The organism is Mesorhizobium sp. P2_C4 (genome assembly GCF_056404575.1).
On sequence record NZ_JBFUDT010000004.1, the window covers coordinates 764,974 to 780,011 of the forward strand.

Consider the following 15,038-nt stretch of genomic DNA (forward strand, 5'->3'; position numbering starts at 1 on the left):
TCTCCTCCCGATCTTCCTTCTCGCAGCCAGAATATCAAACAGGACACACTGCGAGCAGAAGTCAAACTGTCGCCCGCTTGCCCCACAAGGGAGCTCAATCCCCGGCGACGAAGAACGTCCATTGTCCGGCGGGCGTGATGCCGACGCGGTAGAAGATGTAGGCGCCGAACTGCTTCATGTCGTCATAGTCGCCGGCGGTGACGATCTTGAACAGCTCGACCCGCTGTTTCGCGTCGAGCTTGTCCAGCGGCAGCGCGAAGAAATACGGCCAGACATAGAGCTCCTGCGGCGTGCCTACGTCGATATGGACATAACCGGCATTGAGCACCTCTTCCATGATGGCGAGGATTTCCTGGCCTTCCGTGTCGCCCGAAAGGCCTTTCAGGAAGGCAATCGGGTCGCCATCGATGTCGCCCAGCGACAACTGGGTCATCGTATCGCCCTTGCCGATCAGCGGCCTCAGCTTCTCGATGTCGCCGCTGACGCAGGCCTCGACGATCAGATCGTGCATGCGCCTGACCGGCTCCGGCAGCTTGGAAAGGTCGTAGACGACTTCGGGCAAGGGCGCATCCGGATCGGCACGCGGGTTGGCCACGCCGCCATCGTCGGTCGGCCCTTCCGGCTCGCTCTGTTCGGGATCGTCGGAAGGCTTCGGCTGACCGGCCGCCGGTGGCGTCGTGCCGAGCGGATCGGGCATCGGCACGGCAGTTCCGGGCGGCGACATGTCGTCGGCGGCGGGTGGCGCGACCGGCGAGGGAAGGTCGTCCCGCTTGATCTCGCTCAAGGCAAAAGCGGGGCTGCTGGTAAGACAGAGCGCCGGCGGTGTAGCGGCGCAGCAGGCGGCGAGCCAGATGCTGAGGATCAAGCCACGCGGCTTGCCTGACATCGAAAAATTCACCGACTGCTTCTCCTTGGTTCTCAGGCCCTTACAGGTGCCTCGGGCCTTTACAGGTGCCCAGGCTCGTCCAGATGCCTTGGGGCGGGTGCCCAAGTGGCGCGTCGCCGTCGAAGAACCAGGTCTAGTGCTGCAATCGTCCTGGTTCGAAGGCGCCAGCAATTACCTTTTCACGCATGCGGTCGAGCAGGGCAAGGGCCGAGGTTTCGCCATTGGCGCGCAGCATCTCGCCGAATGCGGTTTCGAGTGCCGCCTCGGCGATGATTTCCGGCTCGATTCCAGCCGACAATCCTTCCGCCCAGGCCTCGCTGTGGCTTTCTACTGCGGTCAGGCGCTTTTCTTCCCTGACCAACGCGTCGATGTCGCTGACGCCATGTTCCATTGCGATGTCCACCCTTTGCAAGCGACGATCCGAAAGATGCGGATCAGGCTTGGGCTGTCCCTTTTATACGCAGGTCCAAGTAAGTGTTTGTAAATACGACATTTCTGGGGTCGATTTCCAAAAGGTGCGTCGTCTTTAGCAAACCTGCGTTCGATCCGATTCAAACTTAGCCGATTAGGCCGGCCTACGGGGTGAAAACCTTCAGTTTGAGTTAATTCCATATCTGCGCGGTAACGTTTCGTTAATACCGTTGCAGAAGTGCAACACAAGGTTTGCACCAAGAGGGCATCGGACACAAGACGGGGAGGTTCGAAGGCGAATGGCGCCAAGGTGGGAAGCCGCCTTAAGCGCCTGTCAGTTACCGTAGCGCGAGGCGATGTCGCGCGACAGCGTCTCGCCTTCCTTCATGTAGCGGCTGATAGCTTCGGTCGCCGACGCCGTGCACCGGGTGTAGGTGCCGCCGAAGGAGCGGTAGCCGCGGTTGAAACTGGCGATGAAGCGGGCGCGCCGCTCCGGGTCTGGATTTTCCGATTCGATCAGCTTTTCCATCTCGCCACGCCACTGATCGCCCTTCTCGCCGCACAGATTGCGCAGAAAATGCAGCGATCCCAGAACCTCCGCCAGCCGCATCAGCCCGGGCTCGAACGGCGATTCGACTGCCAAGGCCGGGCGCGCCGCGACAGCCGTGCTGGCGGCGAGGCATGCGGCAAGGAACAGCGAAGCGCGGGTCATAAGTCTTTCTGGCCAAACAATTTGTCGCCTGCAAGGCGATTCTCGGGGCTCAAGCTCCGGTGCTCTTGGAGCCAAGCAATTCTTCGGCCACGGCAAACACCGAACCGGCGAGGGGCAGTGCTGTCATTTCACCGAGCGTATAGAAGGCGGCGGTCTCGGCGTCGTCGCTGGCCACCGCCTCGCCGCCGACATAGGCGGCGCCAAACACCGTCAGCAGGTAGTCGACAGGATGGCCGTCGCTCCTGCCATCGATATGGATTTCGCGCAGCGGGCGATACGCGGCTGCACGCAGCCCGGTTTCCTCCAGCAATTCGCGTTGCACTGCCTGCTCCAGCGTCTCGCCGGTTTCGACCTTGCCGCCCGGAAAGGCATAAAGCCCCTGCGAGGGCTGCCGTGCCCGCTTGACCAGCAGCACCGTGTCGCCGCGCACGACGGCGACCGAGACCGCCGGCAGTGTCTTTCGCATCTCGTCCATGGATTTCCGATCGTTCGGCTGCTGTCGCTGTGGACGGCCAGTGACAAACAGCTTTAGCGGTTGCGCACCGCCGGTTCCATCGCCACTTTCGCATCGGACCAATTCGCGAGTTCAGCCTCATGTGCGGACGCTTTGCCCTGACCGCCACGCCGGACCAGACCGCCGCCTTTCTCGGTCTGGCGGAGCTCGAGGATTTTCCAGCCCGCTACAACATCGCGCCGACGCAGCCGATCCTGATGGCGCTCTCCAGCCTGCCACAGGCGCCGGGTTCGAACCTGCCCGACCGGCAACCGATGCTGGTGCGTTGGGGCCTGATTCCGACCTGGGTCAAGGACACACGCGAGTTTCCGCTGCTGTTCAATGCCCGCTCGGAAGGGGCGGCCGAAAAGGCATCGTTCAAGGCCGCCATGCGCCACCGCCGCGCTCTGGTGCCGGCCTCCGGCTTCTATGAATGGCGTCAAACCGGCGGCAAGAAGGGGCAGCCCTACTGGATACGGCCGAGGCATGGCGGGCTGGTCGCCTTCGCCGGGCTGATCGAGACCTATGCCGAGCCGGGCGGCTCGGAAATGGACACCGGCGCCATCCTGACCGTCAACGCCAATGCCGACATCGCCCACATCCATGACCGCATGCCGGTGGTGATCGCGCCTGAGGATTTCGCCCGCTGGCTTGATTGCCGGGCGCTCGAGCCGCGTGACGTGGCCGACCTGCTGCGGCCGGCACAGCCCGATTTCTTCGAGGCGATTTCCGTTTCCGACCTCGTCAACAAGGTCGCCAACACCGGACCGGAGATTCAGGAGAGGGGTGTCGTTGGGCCGGAGCCGGAGAAGGTCAAGCGCCAGAAGCCTGGCGCGGACGACACTCAGATGACGTTGTTTTAGCGCATGATCCCGTAAAGTGGTTCCCGATTTTCGGGAAAGATCGTGCTCGAGCAAAGGGGGACAGAGGCTGTGTTTGCGAGGCGCTTGGCGCCTCAGCCTTCATCGCCGACGCATTGCGCCGGCTGCGCCTCAATTCAGGCAGCGCGCGGCGATACGAGCTTCGGTGCCGGCTTCTTCTTTTTCGCGGTGTGCAAAAGGGCGGCGACAATCGCGGCCGGACCGATCGCCCGGTAGTGATTGGCCAGCGCCGGTTGCTGGGCGCGGCTGGTATCTTGCTTGCTTCGAGACATGCTTCTCTTCCCTGGTAACATTTTCGTGTCTGCGTTTGCCGGCCGAATCTGACCGAATCGTGACGTCTGGTGAACTAGTCGGCGAATGTTTCATGACTGTGCCGACATGTTTAATAAAATGTTTCAGCCCTCGATTACCTCTGGTCCAACGGCTCTTTTGCCGAAAGTTGCGACTTGACGGCAACACTGGGCGAGGCGATAAAGCCGCGCATGAAAACGTTTTTCGCCATTTGTGGCATTTGCATTATTGGCTAGCCTCGCGCTGGTCCGGACGTTTTCGCCTCATCTTCCTTCTAGAGTGGACAAACGCCCCGGCCAGCAGGCTGGAGCCTGATTTGCGCCTCGGCGCGAAGCTGGCTCCGAACCATGTTCGAACGAAGCAACCGACCGGGACGGCACGAATGTCTGACGCATCGAAGGGCCTGCGCCTCTACAACACGCTAACGCGGAGCAAGGAAGATTTCTTCCCGATCGATCCGTTGAATGTGCGCATGTATGTCTGCGGCCCGACCGTCTACGACTTTGCCCATATCGGCAATGCGCGGCCAGTGATCGTCTTCGATGTGCTGTTCCGTTTGTTGCGCCATCTCTACGGCGAGGCGCATGTGACGTATGTGCGCAACATCACAGATGTCGACGACAAGATTAACGCCCGCGCGCTGCGCGATTTCGGCGGCGAGATAGCTTCGGGAAAACTGTCGCTCAACGAGGCGATCCGGCGGGTCACCGAAAAGACCGCCGACCAGTTCCATAGGGATGTCGCGACGCTTGGTTGCCTCGAGCCGACGGTCGAGCCGCGCGCCACCGAATTCGTCGCCCCGCGCGCCGACGGCAAGGCCGACATGATCACCCTGATCGAGCGCCTGATCGAGCGCGGCCATGCCTATGTCGCTTCAGGCGAAGTGCTGTTCGACACCGCCTCGATGCCGGACTATGGCCAGCTGTCGAAGCGCAATCTCGACGAGCAGCAGGCCGGCGCCCGCGTCGCCGTCGACGCGCACAAGAAGAGCCCCGGCGACTTTGTTCTGTGGAAACTGTCGTCGCCGGAAGAGCCGGGCTGGGATAGCCCGTGGGGCAGGGGCAGGCCGGGCTGGCACATCGAGTGCTCGGCCATGTCGGCCGCCTATCTGGGCGAGGTCTTCGACATCCATGGCGGCGGCCTCGACCTGATCTTCCCGCACCACGAGAACGAGATCGCCCAGTCGCGCTGCGCCCACGGCACCGATGTCATGGCCAAGGTGTGGATGCACAACGGCTTCCTGCAGGTCGAGGGCCAGAAGATGTCCAAGAGCCTGGGCAATTTCTACTCGATCAACGAATTGCTGGAGACCGAGACCTTTGGCGGCCGCAAATGGCCGGGCGAGGTGCTCAGGCTGGCGATGCTGATGACGCATTACCGCGAGCCGATCGACTTTTCCGTGCGCAAGCTGGAAGAGGCCGAGAACACGCTGCGCAAATGGAAGCGGGCGGCGGACCTGGCGCCTGCGGCGGTAAAGCCGTTGCCTGAGGCCGTGGTCGAAGCCCTGTCGGATGATCTTGCCTCCTATGCCGCGTTCCAGGTGCTGACGCAACTGGCCAGCGAGGCCGCCGACGGCAACGATGCAGCTGCGTCGCTGAAGGCCGCCCTTCTGTTCCTCGGCTTCGATGTGGCTTCGGCTGTTGTCGATGAAGGCGATGTCGCCAAGGTGATCGCCAACCGTCTTGCGCTCATCGCTGCGAAAAACTGGCCCGAGGCCGACCGCATCCGCGACGAGCTTTTGGCGCAAGGTGTACAGTTGAAGGACGGCAAGGACCCCGCCACCGGCGAACGCGTGACGACGTGGGAGGTCAGGCGGTGAGGGCTCGGCAGAATACCCCCCTCTGGCCTGCCGGCCATCTCCCCCTCAAGGGGGGAGATTGGATGGCATCGTCGTTTTCGCCAATCGCCGAGATTGCAGAAAAGGCGCTGCCGGCGAAACCGCCAATCTCCCCCCTTGAGGGGGAGATGTCCGGCAGGACAGAGGGGGGCGAACTGCGGTGACCCACTATCCAGTACCCGCCAACAACCGCGGCAACGCGCGCAAGATGCGCAAAGCCATGACCGACGCCGAATTGAAGCTTTGGAACGAGATTCGCGCGCACCGGCTTATGGGATTGGCGTTTCGCCGCCAGATGCCCATTGCCGGCTACATCGTCGATTTCGCCTGCCCGGACAAAAAGCTGATCGTCGAATTGGATGGGTCACAGCATGCCCAAGCCGCGGCTTCGGCATTGGACACCGAGAGAAGCGCAAGGCTTGAAGAGCTGGGCTGGACCATCCTGCGCTTCTGGAACGACGACGTCATTCGCGATATCGACAATGTCTGCCAGCACATCGTGATTGTGGCCGGTCTGGCCGGCGCCGAAATGCCGGCAAGCGAACCAGCAAGGGAGGCAGTATCATGATCGACCATCTCGGCATCACCGTTTCCGATTTCGACGCGTCAAAAGCCTTTTACGACAAGGCGATGGCGCCGCTCGGTGCGTCGCTTCTCTACATGGTGCCGCAGGAATACACCGGCGGCGCCAAGGTCGGCGGTTATGGCCGCGACCGGCCGGTGTTCTGGCTGCATGCCGGCAAGGACAAGCCGAAGGACCACCAGCACGTCGCTTTCACCGCGCGCAGCCGCGCCGAGGTCGATGCTTTCCATGCCGCGGCCCTTGCCGCCGGCGGAAAGGACAATGGCGGGCCGGGCCTGCGCCCGCACTATCACCCGAATTACTACGGCGCCTTCGTCTTCGATCCCGACGGCAACAATGTCGAAGCCGTCTGCCATGCCCCGGAGTGACGCATGATGAGCCTCGACAACCGGCCGATCTATACCGGCGGCTGCCAGTGCGGCGCGGTCCGCTTTCGCGTCGAAGGCACGCTGGGTGATGCCTCCATCTGCCATTGCCGCATGTGCCAGAAGGCCTTCGGCGCCTTCTATGCGCCGCTGGTCTCGGTGCGCGGCGCCAAACTCGACTGGACGCGCGGCCAGCCGAAATATTTCCAGTCGTCGAACCATGTCCAACGCGGCTTCTGCGCCGATTGCGGTACGCCGCTGACTTTTACCGCGCCGGACGGCGTCGGCCTCGCCATCGGTGCTTTCGACGAGCCGGCGGAAATCGTGCCGCTGATCCAGTGGGGCACCGAGGCAAAGCTGCCCTATGTCGACTCTATCCCGCAATTGCCGGGCGAGGACACGGAGGCCGATCTCTCGTCGGCGCCCTATCTTGCCGACCTCGTCTCCTATCAGCATCCCGACCACGACACCGAACAATGGCCGCCGAAGGAAAGATCATGACCGATGAAGTTCGAACCGGCGGCTGCCAGTGTGGCGCCGTGCGCTTTCGCATCCACGGCGCGCTCGGCCGCCCGTCCATCTGCCATTGCCGGATGTGCCAGAAACAGTTCGGCTCCTTCTTCGGCGCGTTGGTGACGGTGCCCAAGGACGGTGTCGAATGGATCCGCGAGGAGCCGAGTTATTTCCAGTCCTCGATCAACATCGATCGCGGCTTCTGCGCCCGTTGCGGCACGCCGCTGACCTACCGCCAGCCCGGCGGGCTGGAGATCGCCATCGGCGCTTTCGACGACCGCTCGGACTTGGCGCCGCAGATTCAGGTCAACTACGCCGTCCGGCTGCCCTGGGTGGAGACGATCTTCGATCAGCCCATGCATCAGGATCCGGATTTCTACACCCGCCAGGAGCAGATCATTTCCTTCCAGCATCCCGACCACGAAACCACGGACTGGCCGGCGCACGGACTGCAATTGTGAGCGTTGAAATATGAGCAGTGACCTTCGTACCCTTTATCCCGAGATCGAGGCCTTTGAGTCCGGCATGCTCGATGTCGGCGACGGCCACCAGGTCTATTGGGAGCGCTCCGGCACCAAGGGCGCCAAGCCGGCTGTCTTCCTGCATGGCGGCCCCGGCGGCGGCATCTCGCCAAAACATCGGCGGCTGTTCGACCCGAAGCTCTACGACGTTATTTTGTTCGATCAGCGCGGCTGCGGAAAATCGACGCCCAACGCCTCGCTGGAGGCCAACACCACCTGGCATCTGGTCGCCGACATCGAGCGGCTGCGCACCATGTGCGGCTTCGACAAATGGCTGGTGTTCGGCGGCTCCTGGGGCTCGACGTTGGCGCTCGCCTATGCCGAAACGCATCCCGATCGCGTCAGCGAGCTCGTCGTGCGTGGCATCTACACGCTGACCCGTGCCGAGCTTGAATGGTATTATCAGTTCGGCGTCTCCGAAATGTTCCCCGACAAGTGGGAACGTTTCCAGGCGCCGATCCCTGAGGCCGAGCGCGGCGACATGATGGCCGCCTACCGCAAGCGGCTGGTCGGCTCCGACCGCAAGGCGCAGCTAGAAGCCGCCCTTGCCTGGAGCCTGTGGGAAGGCGAGACGATCACGCTGCTGCCGGAGCCGGAGACCAGCGACAAGTTCGGCGAGGACGACTTCGCCATTGCCTTCGCCCGCATCGAGAACCATTATTTCGTCCATGCCGGCTGGCTGGAGGAAGGACAGCTGCTGCGCGATGCTGGCAAGCTGAGCGATATCCCCGGCACCATCGTCCACGGCCGCTACGACATGCCGTGCCCGGCGCGCTATGCCTGGGCGCTGCACAAGGCCTGGCCGAAAGCGGATTTCCATCTGATCGAGGGCGCCGGCCATGCCTATTCGGAGCCGGGCATCCTCGACCGTCTGATCCGGACGACCGACCGGTTTGCGGGGAAATGACCATGGCTCGCGAGCGCCTCTATCTCTTCGACACCACACTGCGCGATGGCCAGCAGACGCCGGGCATCGACTTTTCCGTCGAGGACAAGATCGCCATCGCCAAGCTGCTCGACGAGTTTGGTATCGACTATGTCGAAGGCGGCTATCCCGGTGCCAATCCGACCGACACCGCCTTCTTCCAGGAGAAGCGCACGGCGAACGCCAAATTCGTCGCCTTCGGCATGACCAAGCGGGCAGGGGTGTCGGTCTCCAACGATCCTGGCCTCGCCGCGCTCGTGCAGTCGAAGTCCGACGCCATCTGCTTTGTCGCCAAGACCTGGGACTATCATGTGCGCGTCGCGCTTGGCTGTACCAACGAGGAGAACCTCGATTCGATAAAAGCCTCGGTCGAGGCGGCGATCGCTTCGGGCAAGGAGGCGCTGGTCGACTGCGAGCATTTCTTCGACGGCTTCAAGGCCAATCCCGACTATGCGCTGGCATGTGCGAAGACCGCCTATGATGCCGGCGCGCACTGGGTGGTGCTGTGCGACACCAATGGCGGCACGCAGCCGTCGGAGGTGCGCGCCATCGTCGACAAGGTTATTGCGTCCGGCATCCCCGGCGACCATCTCGGCATCCATGCCCATGATGATACCGGCCAGGCAGTCGCCAATTCTCTGGCCGCAGTCGAGGCCGGCGTGCGCCAGATCCAGGGTACGCTGAACGGCATCGGCGAGCGTTGCGGCAACGCCAATCTGATCTCGATCGTGCCGACGCTGGCGCTGAAGCCGGCCTTTTCCACGCGTTTCGAAACGGGCATTTCGGCCGAGGCCTTGACTGGTGTATCGCGCTTGTCCCGCGCCTTCGATGAGCTCTTGAACCGCGCCCCGGAAGCGCAGGCGCCCTATGTCGGCGCGTCCGCCTTCGCCACCAAGGCCGGCATCCATGCCTCGGCGCTGGCAAAGGAACCGGCAACCTATGAGCATGTCGAGCCGCAAGCCGTCGGCAACCGCCGCCGCGTCATGGTCTCGGACCAGGGCGGCAAGGCCAATTTCCTCGCCGAGCTGAAGCGGCGCGGCATCGACATGCCGAAGGATGACAATCGGCTCGACGCGCTGATTTCCGTGGTCAAGGAACGCGAAGCCGAGGGCTATGCCTATGAAGGTGCCGACGCCTCCTTCGAGCTTCTGGCGCGCAGGATGCTGCACGGCGTGCCGGAATTCTTCAACGTCACCTCATTCCGCTGCATGGTCGAGCGCCGCTTCGACGCCAACGGTCAGCTGAAGACGGTCTCCGAGGCGATCGTCAAGGTGGTGGTCGACGGCGAGGAGAAGATGTCGGTGGCCGAAGGGCATGGCCCTGTCAACGCACTCGACATCGCTCTGCGCAAGGATCTTGGCAAATTCCAGAACGAGATCGCCGACCTCGAACTGGCCGACTTCAAGGTGCGTATCCTCAATGGCGGCACCGAAGCGATCACCCGGGTTTTGATCGAATCGCATGACGGCACCGGCGCCCGATGGTGGACGGTCGGCGTCTCCGAAAACATCATCGACGCCTCGTTCCAGGCGCTGATGGATTCGATCGTCTACAAGCTGATGAAGAACCGCGACATGGCCGGGCTGGTGGCGGCGGAGTGAGCTTGCAGGACTTGGGTTCCTCTCCCCACTTCGTGGGGCGAGGAACTTGCGCCTGGCGTTTGAACCATCACCAAAAGTCCATTGATCCATCAGTAATTTGCGATGGTCTTGGCGAGGCGGCTGGGCCATAGCGTTGGGCCATGGTCACTGAAGCAATTCGCCTGGAAGCAGATGCCAAAGCCCGTCGCGGCTTCCTGCTGGCGCTCGCCGCCTATCTCTTGTGGGGGCTGCTGCCCTTCTACATGAAGGCGGTCGCGCATCTGCCGCTGGCCGAAGTCATCGCCCATCGCATCGTCTGGTCGGTGCCGATTGCCGCGGCCGTTCTGGTCTGGGCCGGCCGCACGGCGGATTTCAAGGCGGCTATTCGCTCGCCGCGCACCATTGCAATGGCCGCGCTGACGGCGGCGCTGATTTCAGTCAACTGGGGCATCTATGTCTGGGCGATCGCGATGGATCGCACCGTCGAAACCGCCCTCGGCTACTACATCAATCCGCTGGTCAATGTCGTCGTCGGCGCGCTCCTGCTTGGCGAACGGCTCGACCGGCTGCAGATCGCGGCAGTGGCGCTGGCGGCGGTCGCGGTCACGGTGCTGACCATCGAGGGCGGCAAGCTGCCCTGGGTGTCGCTGGCGCTGGCCTTCTCCTTCGCCGCCTACGCCTTCTTCCGCAAGACATTGCCGATCGGCCCGAGCCAGGGTTTCCTGCTCGAAGTGCTTTTGCTGTCGGTGCCGGCCCTCGGCTACATCACCTCCCTGATCGCCACCGGACAGGACCATTTCGTCCATGGCACCGCGACCGATACCGCCTTGCTGATCGGCTGCGGCCCGATCACTTCGGTGCCGCTGCTGCTGTTTGCGTTCGGCGCCAGGCTGCTGCGGCTGTCCACCATCGGCATCATGCAGTACATCGCGCCGACCATTGTCTTCCTGATCGCCGTGCTGATCTTCAATGAGCCTTTCGGCACCGTCCAGGCCATCGCCTTCGGCCTGATCTGGGCGGCGCTGGCGATGTATTCGTGGTCGATGTTCCGTGGCCGCGAGATCCGGCCGGTGGCGGCCACAAGCTAGGGATCCCCAATGTACGTGCTGCATATCGCCAACAAGAACTATTCCTCTTGGTCGCTGCGGCCATGGGTGCTGATGCGCATGCTGGACATCCCGTTCGAGGAACGGTTGACGCCATTTCCGACCGGATCGAGCTTTGATCTCTTCCGTTCCTTTTCGCCCAGCGGCCGGGTGCCGTGCCTGATCGACGACGGCTGGGCGGTCTGGGATTCGCTGGCCATCGCCGAATATCTCGCCGAGCGCCACCATGGTGTGTGGCCTGTCGAAGCCAAGGCGCGGTCCTGGGCGCGCTCGGCCGCCGCTGAAATGCATTCGAGCTTCACCGCTCTGCGCGGTTCATGCCCGATGAGCTGCGGCCTGCGCGTCAAACCCTTTCCAATGTCGGATGCGCTGAAGCACGACCTCTTCCGCCTCGGCGATCTCTGGAACGACGGTCTTGCCCGCTTCGGCGGACCGTTCCTGGCCGGCGAGCACTTCACCGCCGTCGACGCTTTCTTTGCTCCGGTGGCATTTCGGGCGTTGTCCTATGCCCTGTCCTTCGAGGGTGCGGCCAACGCCTATCCCAGGCAATTGCTCGACCTGCCGGCGATGCGCGACTGGTATGAAGCGGCTATTGCCGAGACATGGCGCGAACCCGACCATGAGGCGGAAGTTCGTGCCGGCGGCACCATCATCGAAGACCTGCGCGCCACGGCTTGAAGGGAAGGGCGCTATCTCTCTCTAAAACCCTCGCCCGAGCCGGCGGACGAAGAGATAGGTTATCCCAGCGATCACCAGCGACACCGATGACACCACCCAAAAACCCATCGGCGTGTTGACCAAGGGCAGACCGCCGACATTCATGCCGAACAGGCCCGAGATGATGGTCATCGGCAACAGCACCGCCGTCATCACCGACAGCACGTAAAGCAACTGGTTCGACTGCGTCGTCAGCTTGGCCATCAGCTCGTCCTGCAACAGCCGGGCGCGCGCCTGCAGCTGCTCGCCGTCATAGTGCAGTGTTTGCGCCCGGTGCGACAGCCGTGCCGCCATGTCGTTGATCGAGTCAGGCAGATCGTTGCGGTGCGAATGGTCGAGATGGCGAAACAGATTGGTCAGCGTCGCCATCTGCCGGTGGATCACCACCAGATGCCGGCGCGCATCGACCAGTGCCTGGCGCTCATTGTGCCATGCGTCGCAGACGATGCGGTCCTCGATGCCGTCGAGTGTGTCGCCAAGGCCGGCGAGCTCTTTCGCCATGCCGTCGAACGATTGGCCTATGACAGCCTCGATCAATTCGGCCGGCGAGCGGAATTTGCGCGCTCCGTTCTCGATTGCCTTGCGCACATTGTCGACCGATTGCAGCGGCTGCTTGCGAGCGCCGATCAGCATCGTCTCGTTGAGAGCGAAGCGGAAATGGCCGAGCCCGCGCGCCTCCGCCGAATAGTCGTGGCGCAGGTCCGGCAGGTCGCCATAGAGCCAGTCGTCCTCGAGGTCGATGTGGCAGCCATGGTTCGAGGTCAGAAAGGCCTCGCGCACCGGTGGCGGCAGCGCCGGCTCGGTGGCGATTTCGTGGCGGGCGCGCATATCGGAAAGCTGGTAGCTGCGCCATGTCCAGTGCGCGGCGGCGACGTCCTTGGTTCGCGCGCCCTCAGCGGTGAAATGATAGATGAAGAACAGCCCATGCTCGTCGGGCAAGAGGGACGAAGGGCTTTCCGGATTGAGGGCGATGTTCATGGTCGCTGCGCCAAGGTCACGAATACTGCGCCGCGCGGCGGCGGCTGCAAATTCCTAGCATGGGCGAACCCGGTTTCGTGTGACGGTTTTTTGACAGCGGATCACAGTCTGTCGATCAGCGGCGCGCGGCTGGCGGATCCGCTTTGGCGTGTAGCGCTCCTGCGAGCTTTGATTCGACTGCCGCGCATGATGAGCTATGATCGGTGGCGTCACACCCACCAATTGCGATTTGGGAGCGAAGGCCACGCAATGACTTTGCTTCAGTTCGAGGTCACCGGCGAACAGGTATCGGACGATGTGACGGAAGAGGTCATCCGCAAGGGTGATCCGCATCGAAGCCTCATACGGTATCGTGCCGACGGCAGCGAGGTGTTCATCCATACGAGGGTGAACATGGCACTTCTGCAAGCTGCGACTTCGCTTCCGATCCTGCTGGTGAAGCCCACATCCCGCGAAGACGAAGTGATGCGGAAAGACGCTTTGCTGACACCCAAGGGGTCGAAGCGGAACTACGCCTTCCTCGAAAAACTCTGCGAGGGTTTGGTCAGCGCGGCCTGCCCTGCGTGCTACCTCGCCGAGCGGCACGGCGAGGGACGGCGGGAGTTCTACTTTGTAACGGAGGATGTCCCCCGGCTTCGAGGCTATTGCGCGGTCGGCCGCACAGGCTCTTGCCTTTCCACTGACACTCGAGCGGCACTCGCTTGGCGCAGTTGCCCCGCAAATTCTTCCTGCCGAGGCGATTGGCGACCTCAGCCTGGAAATCGCCTCCGACGCTCGTATCCGGCCGACGCGCTTCGAATTCTGGGGCGCGGAGTCGTCGCTGACAAAGCTGCGCGCCGAGCTCGAATCACGCGGCTATCGCTTCATCGCTTTCGAGGCATTCTCTCGGGAACTGCGCATGGTGAAGGACGTGCCGATCGATGGAGAGGGATTCCGGGCAGTGCTGAAGGAAATCGCTCCCTTGGCCCGTTCCCTGCAATGCAGCTATCGCGGCACGGAAACCATCGAGGGCCATGAGCAGTTTTTGCTCACCCGCCCCTTGCCCGAACGTTATATTAGCGCGCGGCGCGCAAGCGTCCTTCGGCGTATTTTCGGTCGCGGGTGAGCGCTGCCGCGTCAGCGACAACGCCTTCGCTTCTTCATCGCTCCGGCCTCAGCACTTCGGCCCGAAGCCGGAATAGGGCGCGAGCGGCACCGCGGCGGTAGGCATAGCTGCCCTTCCTAGTTCCCGGCTGCCTCACATCTTGTCTATCACCGACTGCACACCCTCGGTCGGCGCGTCGACGGACGATCCCGCCACCATGATGGCGGCGACGATTGCTTCGGGGTCGGCGACCACCAGCGGCTTGACCCGCTGCGCGGTGTGGATGAAGCCTTCCGCCGTCATGTGGTCGAGCAGCGCCAGCATCGGGTCCCAGAAGCCTTTGACGTTGGCGAAGACGATCGGCTTGCGGTGATGGCCCAGCTGGCCCCAGGTCATGATCTCGACGATCTCCTCGACCGTGCCGATGCCGCCCGGCAGCGCCACAAAGGCGTCGGATTTCTCGAACATCTTATGTTTGCGTTCGTGCATGTTGTCGGTGATCACGAGCTCGTCGAGCCGGTCAAGCGCGGTTCCGGTTGCTTCCTTGTTGATGAGGAAGCGCGGAATGATGCCCGTAACCTTGCCGCCGGCCCGCAATGCGCCTTCGGCGACGGCGCCCATGATGCCTTTGGTGCCGCCGCCATAGATCAGCCGCAGGCCGGACCTGGCAATCGAACGGCCAAGCAGGTGTCCGGCCTTGGCATAGGTTTCATCGCGGCCCGGAGACGAGCCGCAATAGACACAGACGGATCGAATCGTGTTCATGCAAGTGATTGGTGATTGGGTCTGAAAGCGTGGTCAAGCCCGGGGCGGGCTTTTTCTTGTCGGTCCAGACAAAACGCGCTAGACCGGCATTAGGTGGCTAAGGGGTAAGCAAATACATGGCAATCAATCCATTGAAGGCGTTTTTGTTCGCGGCGGGTGGGACCGTTGCGGTCGCGGGAACGGCCTATGTGTCGGGTGCACTTGACCCGTATTTCAGTCACACGCCTCCGGCGGAAGTCGCGGCGTTGACACCGCCGGCGCAAAAGCCGGCCGATCCGGGCACCGAGGGACGGCTGCCGCCAGCACCCGCCGCAGCCACCGATGCGACGGCGCCGGCTGCACCCGCGCCGGCTGCCGCGGCACCGGCGGCGCCTGCAGCACCTGCGGCGG

The 15,038-nt window shown here is 63.0% G+C and carries 19 protein-coding genes and 1 pseudogene; 12 read left to right on the forward strand and 8 right to left on the reverse strand.

Annotation, left to right across the window (positions count from 1 at the left end; genetic code table 11):
- Positions 1-94 precede the first annotated feature (94 nt).
- The 4 genes from AC1DX6_RS20015 to AC1DX6_RS20030 all read right to left on the reverse strand — a co-directional run bounded on the left by AC1DX6_RS20015 (position 95) and on the right by AC1DX6_RS20030 (position 2,484).
- Positions 95-898 carry a hypothetical protein gene (locus AC1DX6_RS20015; RefSeq protein WP_477316406.1) on the reverse strand — a complete coding sequence of 268 codons (804 nt, stop codon included), beginning with the start codon at positions 896-898 and terminating at the stop codon, positions 95-97.
- 121 nt (positions 899-1,019) lie between these two features.
- Entirely contained in the window at positions 1,020-1,277 is a 258-nt protein-coding gene (locus AC1DX6_RS20020) for a hypothetical protein (RefSeq protein ID WP_258603005.1), read from the reverse strand.
- Between the two features lie 354 nt (positions 1,278-1,631).
- Complete coding sequence (locus AC1DX6_RS20025; protein WP_477316408.1) at positions 1,632-2,009, reverse strand: TIGR02301 family protein; 378 nt, start codon at positions 2,007-2,009, stop codon at positions 1,632-1,634.
- A 49-nt stretch (positions 2,010-2,058) separates the two neighbouring features.
- The gene (locus AC1DX6_RS20030; protein WP_477316410.1) at positions 2,059-2,484 is read right to left on the reverse strand and encodes an NUDIX hydrolase; all 426 of its coding nucleotides are present in this window, start codon (positions 2,482-2,484) and stop codon (positions 2,059-2,061) included.
- A 119-nt stretch (positions 2,485-2,603) separates the two neighbouring features.
- Between AC1DX6_RS20030 and AC1DX6_RS20035 the strand changes: the two genes are divergently transcribed.
- A complete protein-coding gene (locus AC1DX6_RS20035; protein WP_477316412.1) occupies positions 2,604-3,365 on the forward strand; it encodes an SOS response-associated peptidase in 762 nt (253 codons plus the stop codon).
- Between the two features lie 134 nt (positions 3,366-3,499).
- Here the strand turns inward: AC1DX6_RS20035 and AC1DX6_RS20040 are convergent, their stop codons facing one another.
- Positions 3,500-3,655, reverse strand: coding sequence for a hypothetical protein (locus AC1DX6_RS20040; RefSeq protein ID WP_477316414.1), 156 nt, complete (start codon positions 3,653-3,655; stop codon positions 3,500-3,502).
- 401 nt (positions 3,656-4,056) lie between these two features.
- On the opposite strand from AC1DX6_RS20040, the gene cysS reads away from it, so the two are divergent.
- The 9 genes from cysS to AC1DX6_RS20085 all read left to right on the forward strand — a co-directional run bounded on the left by cysS (position 4,057) and on the right by AC1DX6_RS20085 (position 11,782).
- Entirely contained in the window at positions 4,057-5,493 is a 1,437-nt protein-coding gene (gene cysS / locus AC1DX6_RS20045) for a cysteine--tRNA ligase (protein WP_477316416.1), read from the forward strand.
- A 226-nt stretch (positions 5,494-5,719) separates the two neighbouring features.
- Positions 5,720-6,079, forward strand: coding sequence for an endonuclease domain-containing protein (locus AC1DX6_RS20050; protein WP_477316490.1), 360 nt, complete (start codon positions 5,720-5,722; stop codon positions 6,077-6,079).
- Positions 6,076-6,462: a VOC family protein gene (locus tag AC1DX6_RS20055; protein WP_477316418.1), complete on the forward strand. Its 387-nt coding sequence runs from the start codon at positions 6,076-6,078 to the stop codon at positions 6,460-6,462. Before AC1DX6_RS20050 ends, AC1DX6_RS20055 begins: the two co-directional genes overlap by 4 nt.
- A gap of 6 nt (positions 6,463-6,468) precedes the next feature.
- Positions 6,469-6,960, forward strand: a complete 492-nt coding sequence (locus AC1DX6_RS20060) for a GFA family protein (protein WP_477316492.1) — start codon at positions 6,469-6,471, stop codon at positions 6,958-6,960.
- Positions 6,957-7,433, forward strand: a complete 477-nt coding sequence (locus AC1DX6_RS20065) for a GFA family protein (RefSeq protein WP_477316420.1) — start codon at positions 6,957-6,959, stop codon at positions 7,431-7,433. Before AC1DX6_RS20060 ends, AC1DX6_RS20065 begins: the two co-directional genes overlap by 4 nt.
- A gap of 10 nt (positions 7,434-7,443) precedes the next feature.
- A complete protein-coding gene (gene pip, locus AC1DX6_RS20070; RefSeq protein WP_477316422.1) occupies positions 7,444-8,400 on the forward strand; it encodes a prolyl aminopeptidase in 957 nt (318 codons plus the stop codon).
- On the forward strand, positions 8,397-10,019 hold the full coding sequence (gene cimA / locus AC1DX6_RS20075; protein ID WP_477316424.1) for a citramalate synthase: 1,623 nt from the start codon (positions 8,397-8,399) through the stop codon (positions 10,017-10,019). Before pip ends, cimA begins: the two co-directional genes overlap by 4 nt.
- A gap of 140 nt (positions 10,020-10,159) precedes the next feature.
- Entirely contained in the window at positions 10,160-11,086 is a 927-nt protein-coding gene (gene rarD / locus AC1DX6_RS20080; protein ID WP_477316426.1) for an EamA family transporter RarD, read from the forward strand.
- A gap of 9 nt (positions 11,087-11,095) precedes the next feature.
- Positions 11,096-11,782: a glutathione S-transferase family protein gene (locus tag AC1DX6_RS20085; RefSeq protein ID WP_477316428.1), complete on the forward strand. Its 687-nt coding sequence runs from the start codon at positions 11,096-11,098 to the stop codon at positions 11,780-11,782.
- Between the two features lie 21 nt (positions 11,783-11,803).
- Here the strand turns inward: AC1DX6_RS20085 and AC1DX6_RS20090 are convergent, their stop codons facing one another.
- Positions 11,804-12,799 (reverse strand): transporter, encoded by a 996-nt coding sequence (locus AC1DX6_RS20090; RefSeq protein ID WP_477316430.1) that lies wholly within the window; start codon positions 12,797-12,799, stop codon positions 11,804-11,806.
- Between the two features lie 54 nt (positions 12,800-12,853).
- The gene (locus AC1DX6_RS20095) at positions 12,854-13,132 is read right to left on the reverse strand and encodes a hypothetical protein (RefSeq protein WP_477316432.1); all 279 of its coding nucleotides are present in this window, start codon (positions 13,130-13,132) and stop codon (positions 12,854-12,856) included.
- 289 nt (positions 13,133-13,421) lie between these two features.
- Here AC1DX6_RS20095 and AC1DX6_RS20100 point away from each other — a divergent pair, with 289 nt between their 5' ends.
- Positions 13,422-13,904 (forward strand): hypothetical protein, encoded by a 483-nt coding sequence (locus AC1DX6_RS20100; protein WP_477316434.1) that lies wholly within the window; start codon positions 13,422-13,424, stop codon positions 13,902-13,904.
- A gap of 132 nt (positions 13,905-14,036) precedes the next feature.
- On the opposite strand, the gene AC1DX6_RS20105 is transcribed toward AC1DX6_RS20100, so the two are convergent.
- Positions 14,037-14,648, reverse strand: coding sequence for an LOG family protein (locus AC1DX6_RS20105; RefSeq protein ID WP_477316436.1), 612 nt, complete (start codon positions 14,646-14,648; stop codon positions 14,037-14,039).
- 116 nt (positions 14,649-14,764) lie between these two features.
- Between AC1DX6_RS20105 and AC1DX6_RS20110 the strand changes: the two are divergent.
- A pseudogene (locus AC1DX6_RS20110) lies at positions 14,765-15,038 on the forward strand (peptigoglycan-binding protein LysM); the annotation flags it as partial.

What these genes read in the sequence shown, in the direction of transcription:
- AC1DX6_RS20020 (WP_258603005.1), bottom strand. Translation starts at nt 1,277, where the DNA reads ATGGAACATGGCGTCAGCGACATCGACGCGTTGGTCAGGGAAGAAAAG.
- AC1DX6_RS20025 (WP_477316408.1), bottom strand. Translation starts at nt 2,009, where the DNA reads ATGACCCGCGCTTCGCTGTTCCTTGCCGCATGCCTCGCCGCCAGCACG.
- AC1DX6_RS20030 (WP_477316410.1), bottom strand. Translation starts at nt 2,484, where the DNA reads ATGGACGAGATGCGAAAGACACTGCCGGCGGTCTCGGTCGCCGTCGTG.
- AC1DX6_RS20035 (WP_477316412.1), top strand. Translation starts at nt 2,604, where the DNA reads ATGTGCGGACGCTTTGCCCTGACCGCCACGCCGGACCAGACCGCCGCC.
- AC1DX6_RS20040 (WP_477316414.1), bottom strand. Translation starts at nt 3,655, where the DNA reads ATGTCTCGAAGCAAGCAAGATACCAGCCGCGCCCAGCAACCGGCGCTG.
- cysS (WP_477316416.1), top strand. Translation starts at nt 4,057, where the DNA reads ATGTCTGACGCATCGAAGGGCCTGCGCCTCTACAACACGCTAACGCGG.
- AC1DX6_RS20050 (WP_477316490.1), top strand. Translation starts at nt 5,720, where the DNA reads ATGCGCAAAGCCATGACCGACGCCGAATTGAAGCTTTGGAACGAGATT.
- AC1DX6_RS20055 (WP_477316418.1), top strand. Translation starts at nt 6,076, where the DNA reads ATGATCGACCATCTCGGCATCACCGTTTCCGATTTCGACGCGTCAAAA.
- AC1DX6_RS20060 (WP_477316492.1), top strand. Translation starts at nt 6,469, where the DNA reads ATGAGCCTCGACAACCGGCCGATCTATACCGGCGGCTGCCAGTGCGGC.
- AC1DX6_RS20065 (WP_477316420.1), top strand. Translation starts at nt 6,957, where the DNA reads ATGACCGATGAAGTTCGAACCGGCGGCTGCCAGTGTGGCGCCGTGCGC.
- pip (WP_477316422.1), top strand. Translation starts at nt 7,444, where the DNA reads ATGAGCAGTGACCTTCGTACCCTTTATCCCGAGATCGAGGCCTTTGAG.
- cimA (WP_477316424.1), top strand. Translation starts at nt 8,397, where the DNA reads ATGACCATGGCTCGCGAGCGCCTCTATCTCTTCGACACCACACTGCGC.
- rarD (WP_477316426.1), top strand. Translation starts at nt 10,160, where the DNA reads ATGGTCACTGAAGCAATTCGCCTGGAAGCAGATGCCAAAGCCCGTCGC.
- AC1DX6_RS20085 (WP_477316428.1), top strand. Translation starts at nt 11,096, where the DNA reads ATGTACGTGCTGCATATCGCCAACAAGAACTATTCCTCTTGGTCGCTG.
- AC1DX6_RS20090 (WP_477316430.1), bottom strand. Translation starts at nt 12,799, where the DNA reads ATGAACATCGCCCTCAATCCGGAAAGCCCTTCGTCCCTCTTGCCCGAC.
- AC1DX6_RS20095 (WP_477316432.1), bottom strand. Translation starts at nt 13,132, where the DNA reads ATGCGGATCACCCTTGCGGATGACCTCTTCCGTCACATCGTCCGATAC.
- AC1DX6_RS20100 (WP_477316434.1), top strand. Translation starts at nt 13,422, where the DNA reads ATGTCCCCCGGCTTCGAGGCTATTGCGCGGTCGGCCGCACAGGCTCTT.
- AC1DX6_RS20105 (WP_477316436.1), bottom strand. Translation starts at nt 14,648, where the DNA reads ATGAACACGATTCGATCCGTCTGTGTCTATTGCGGCTCGTCTCCGGGC.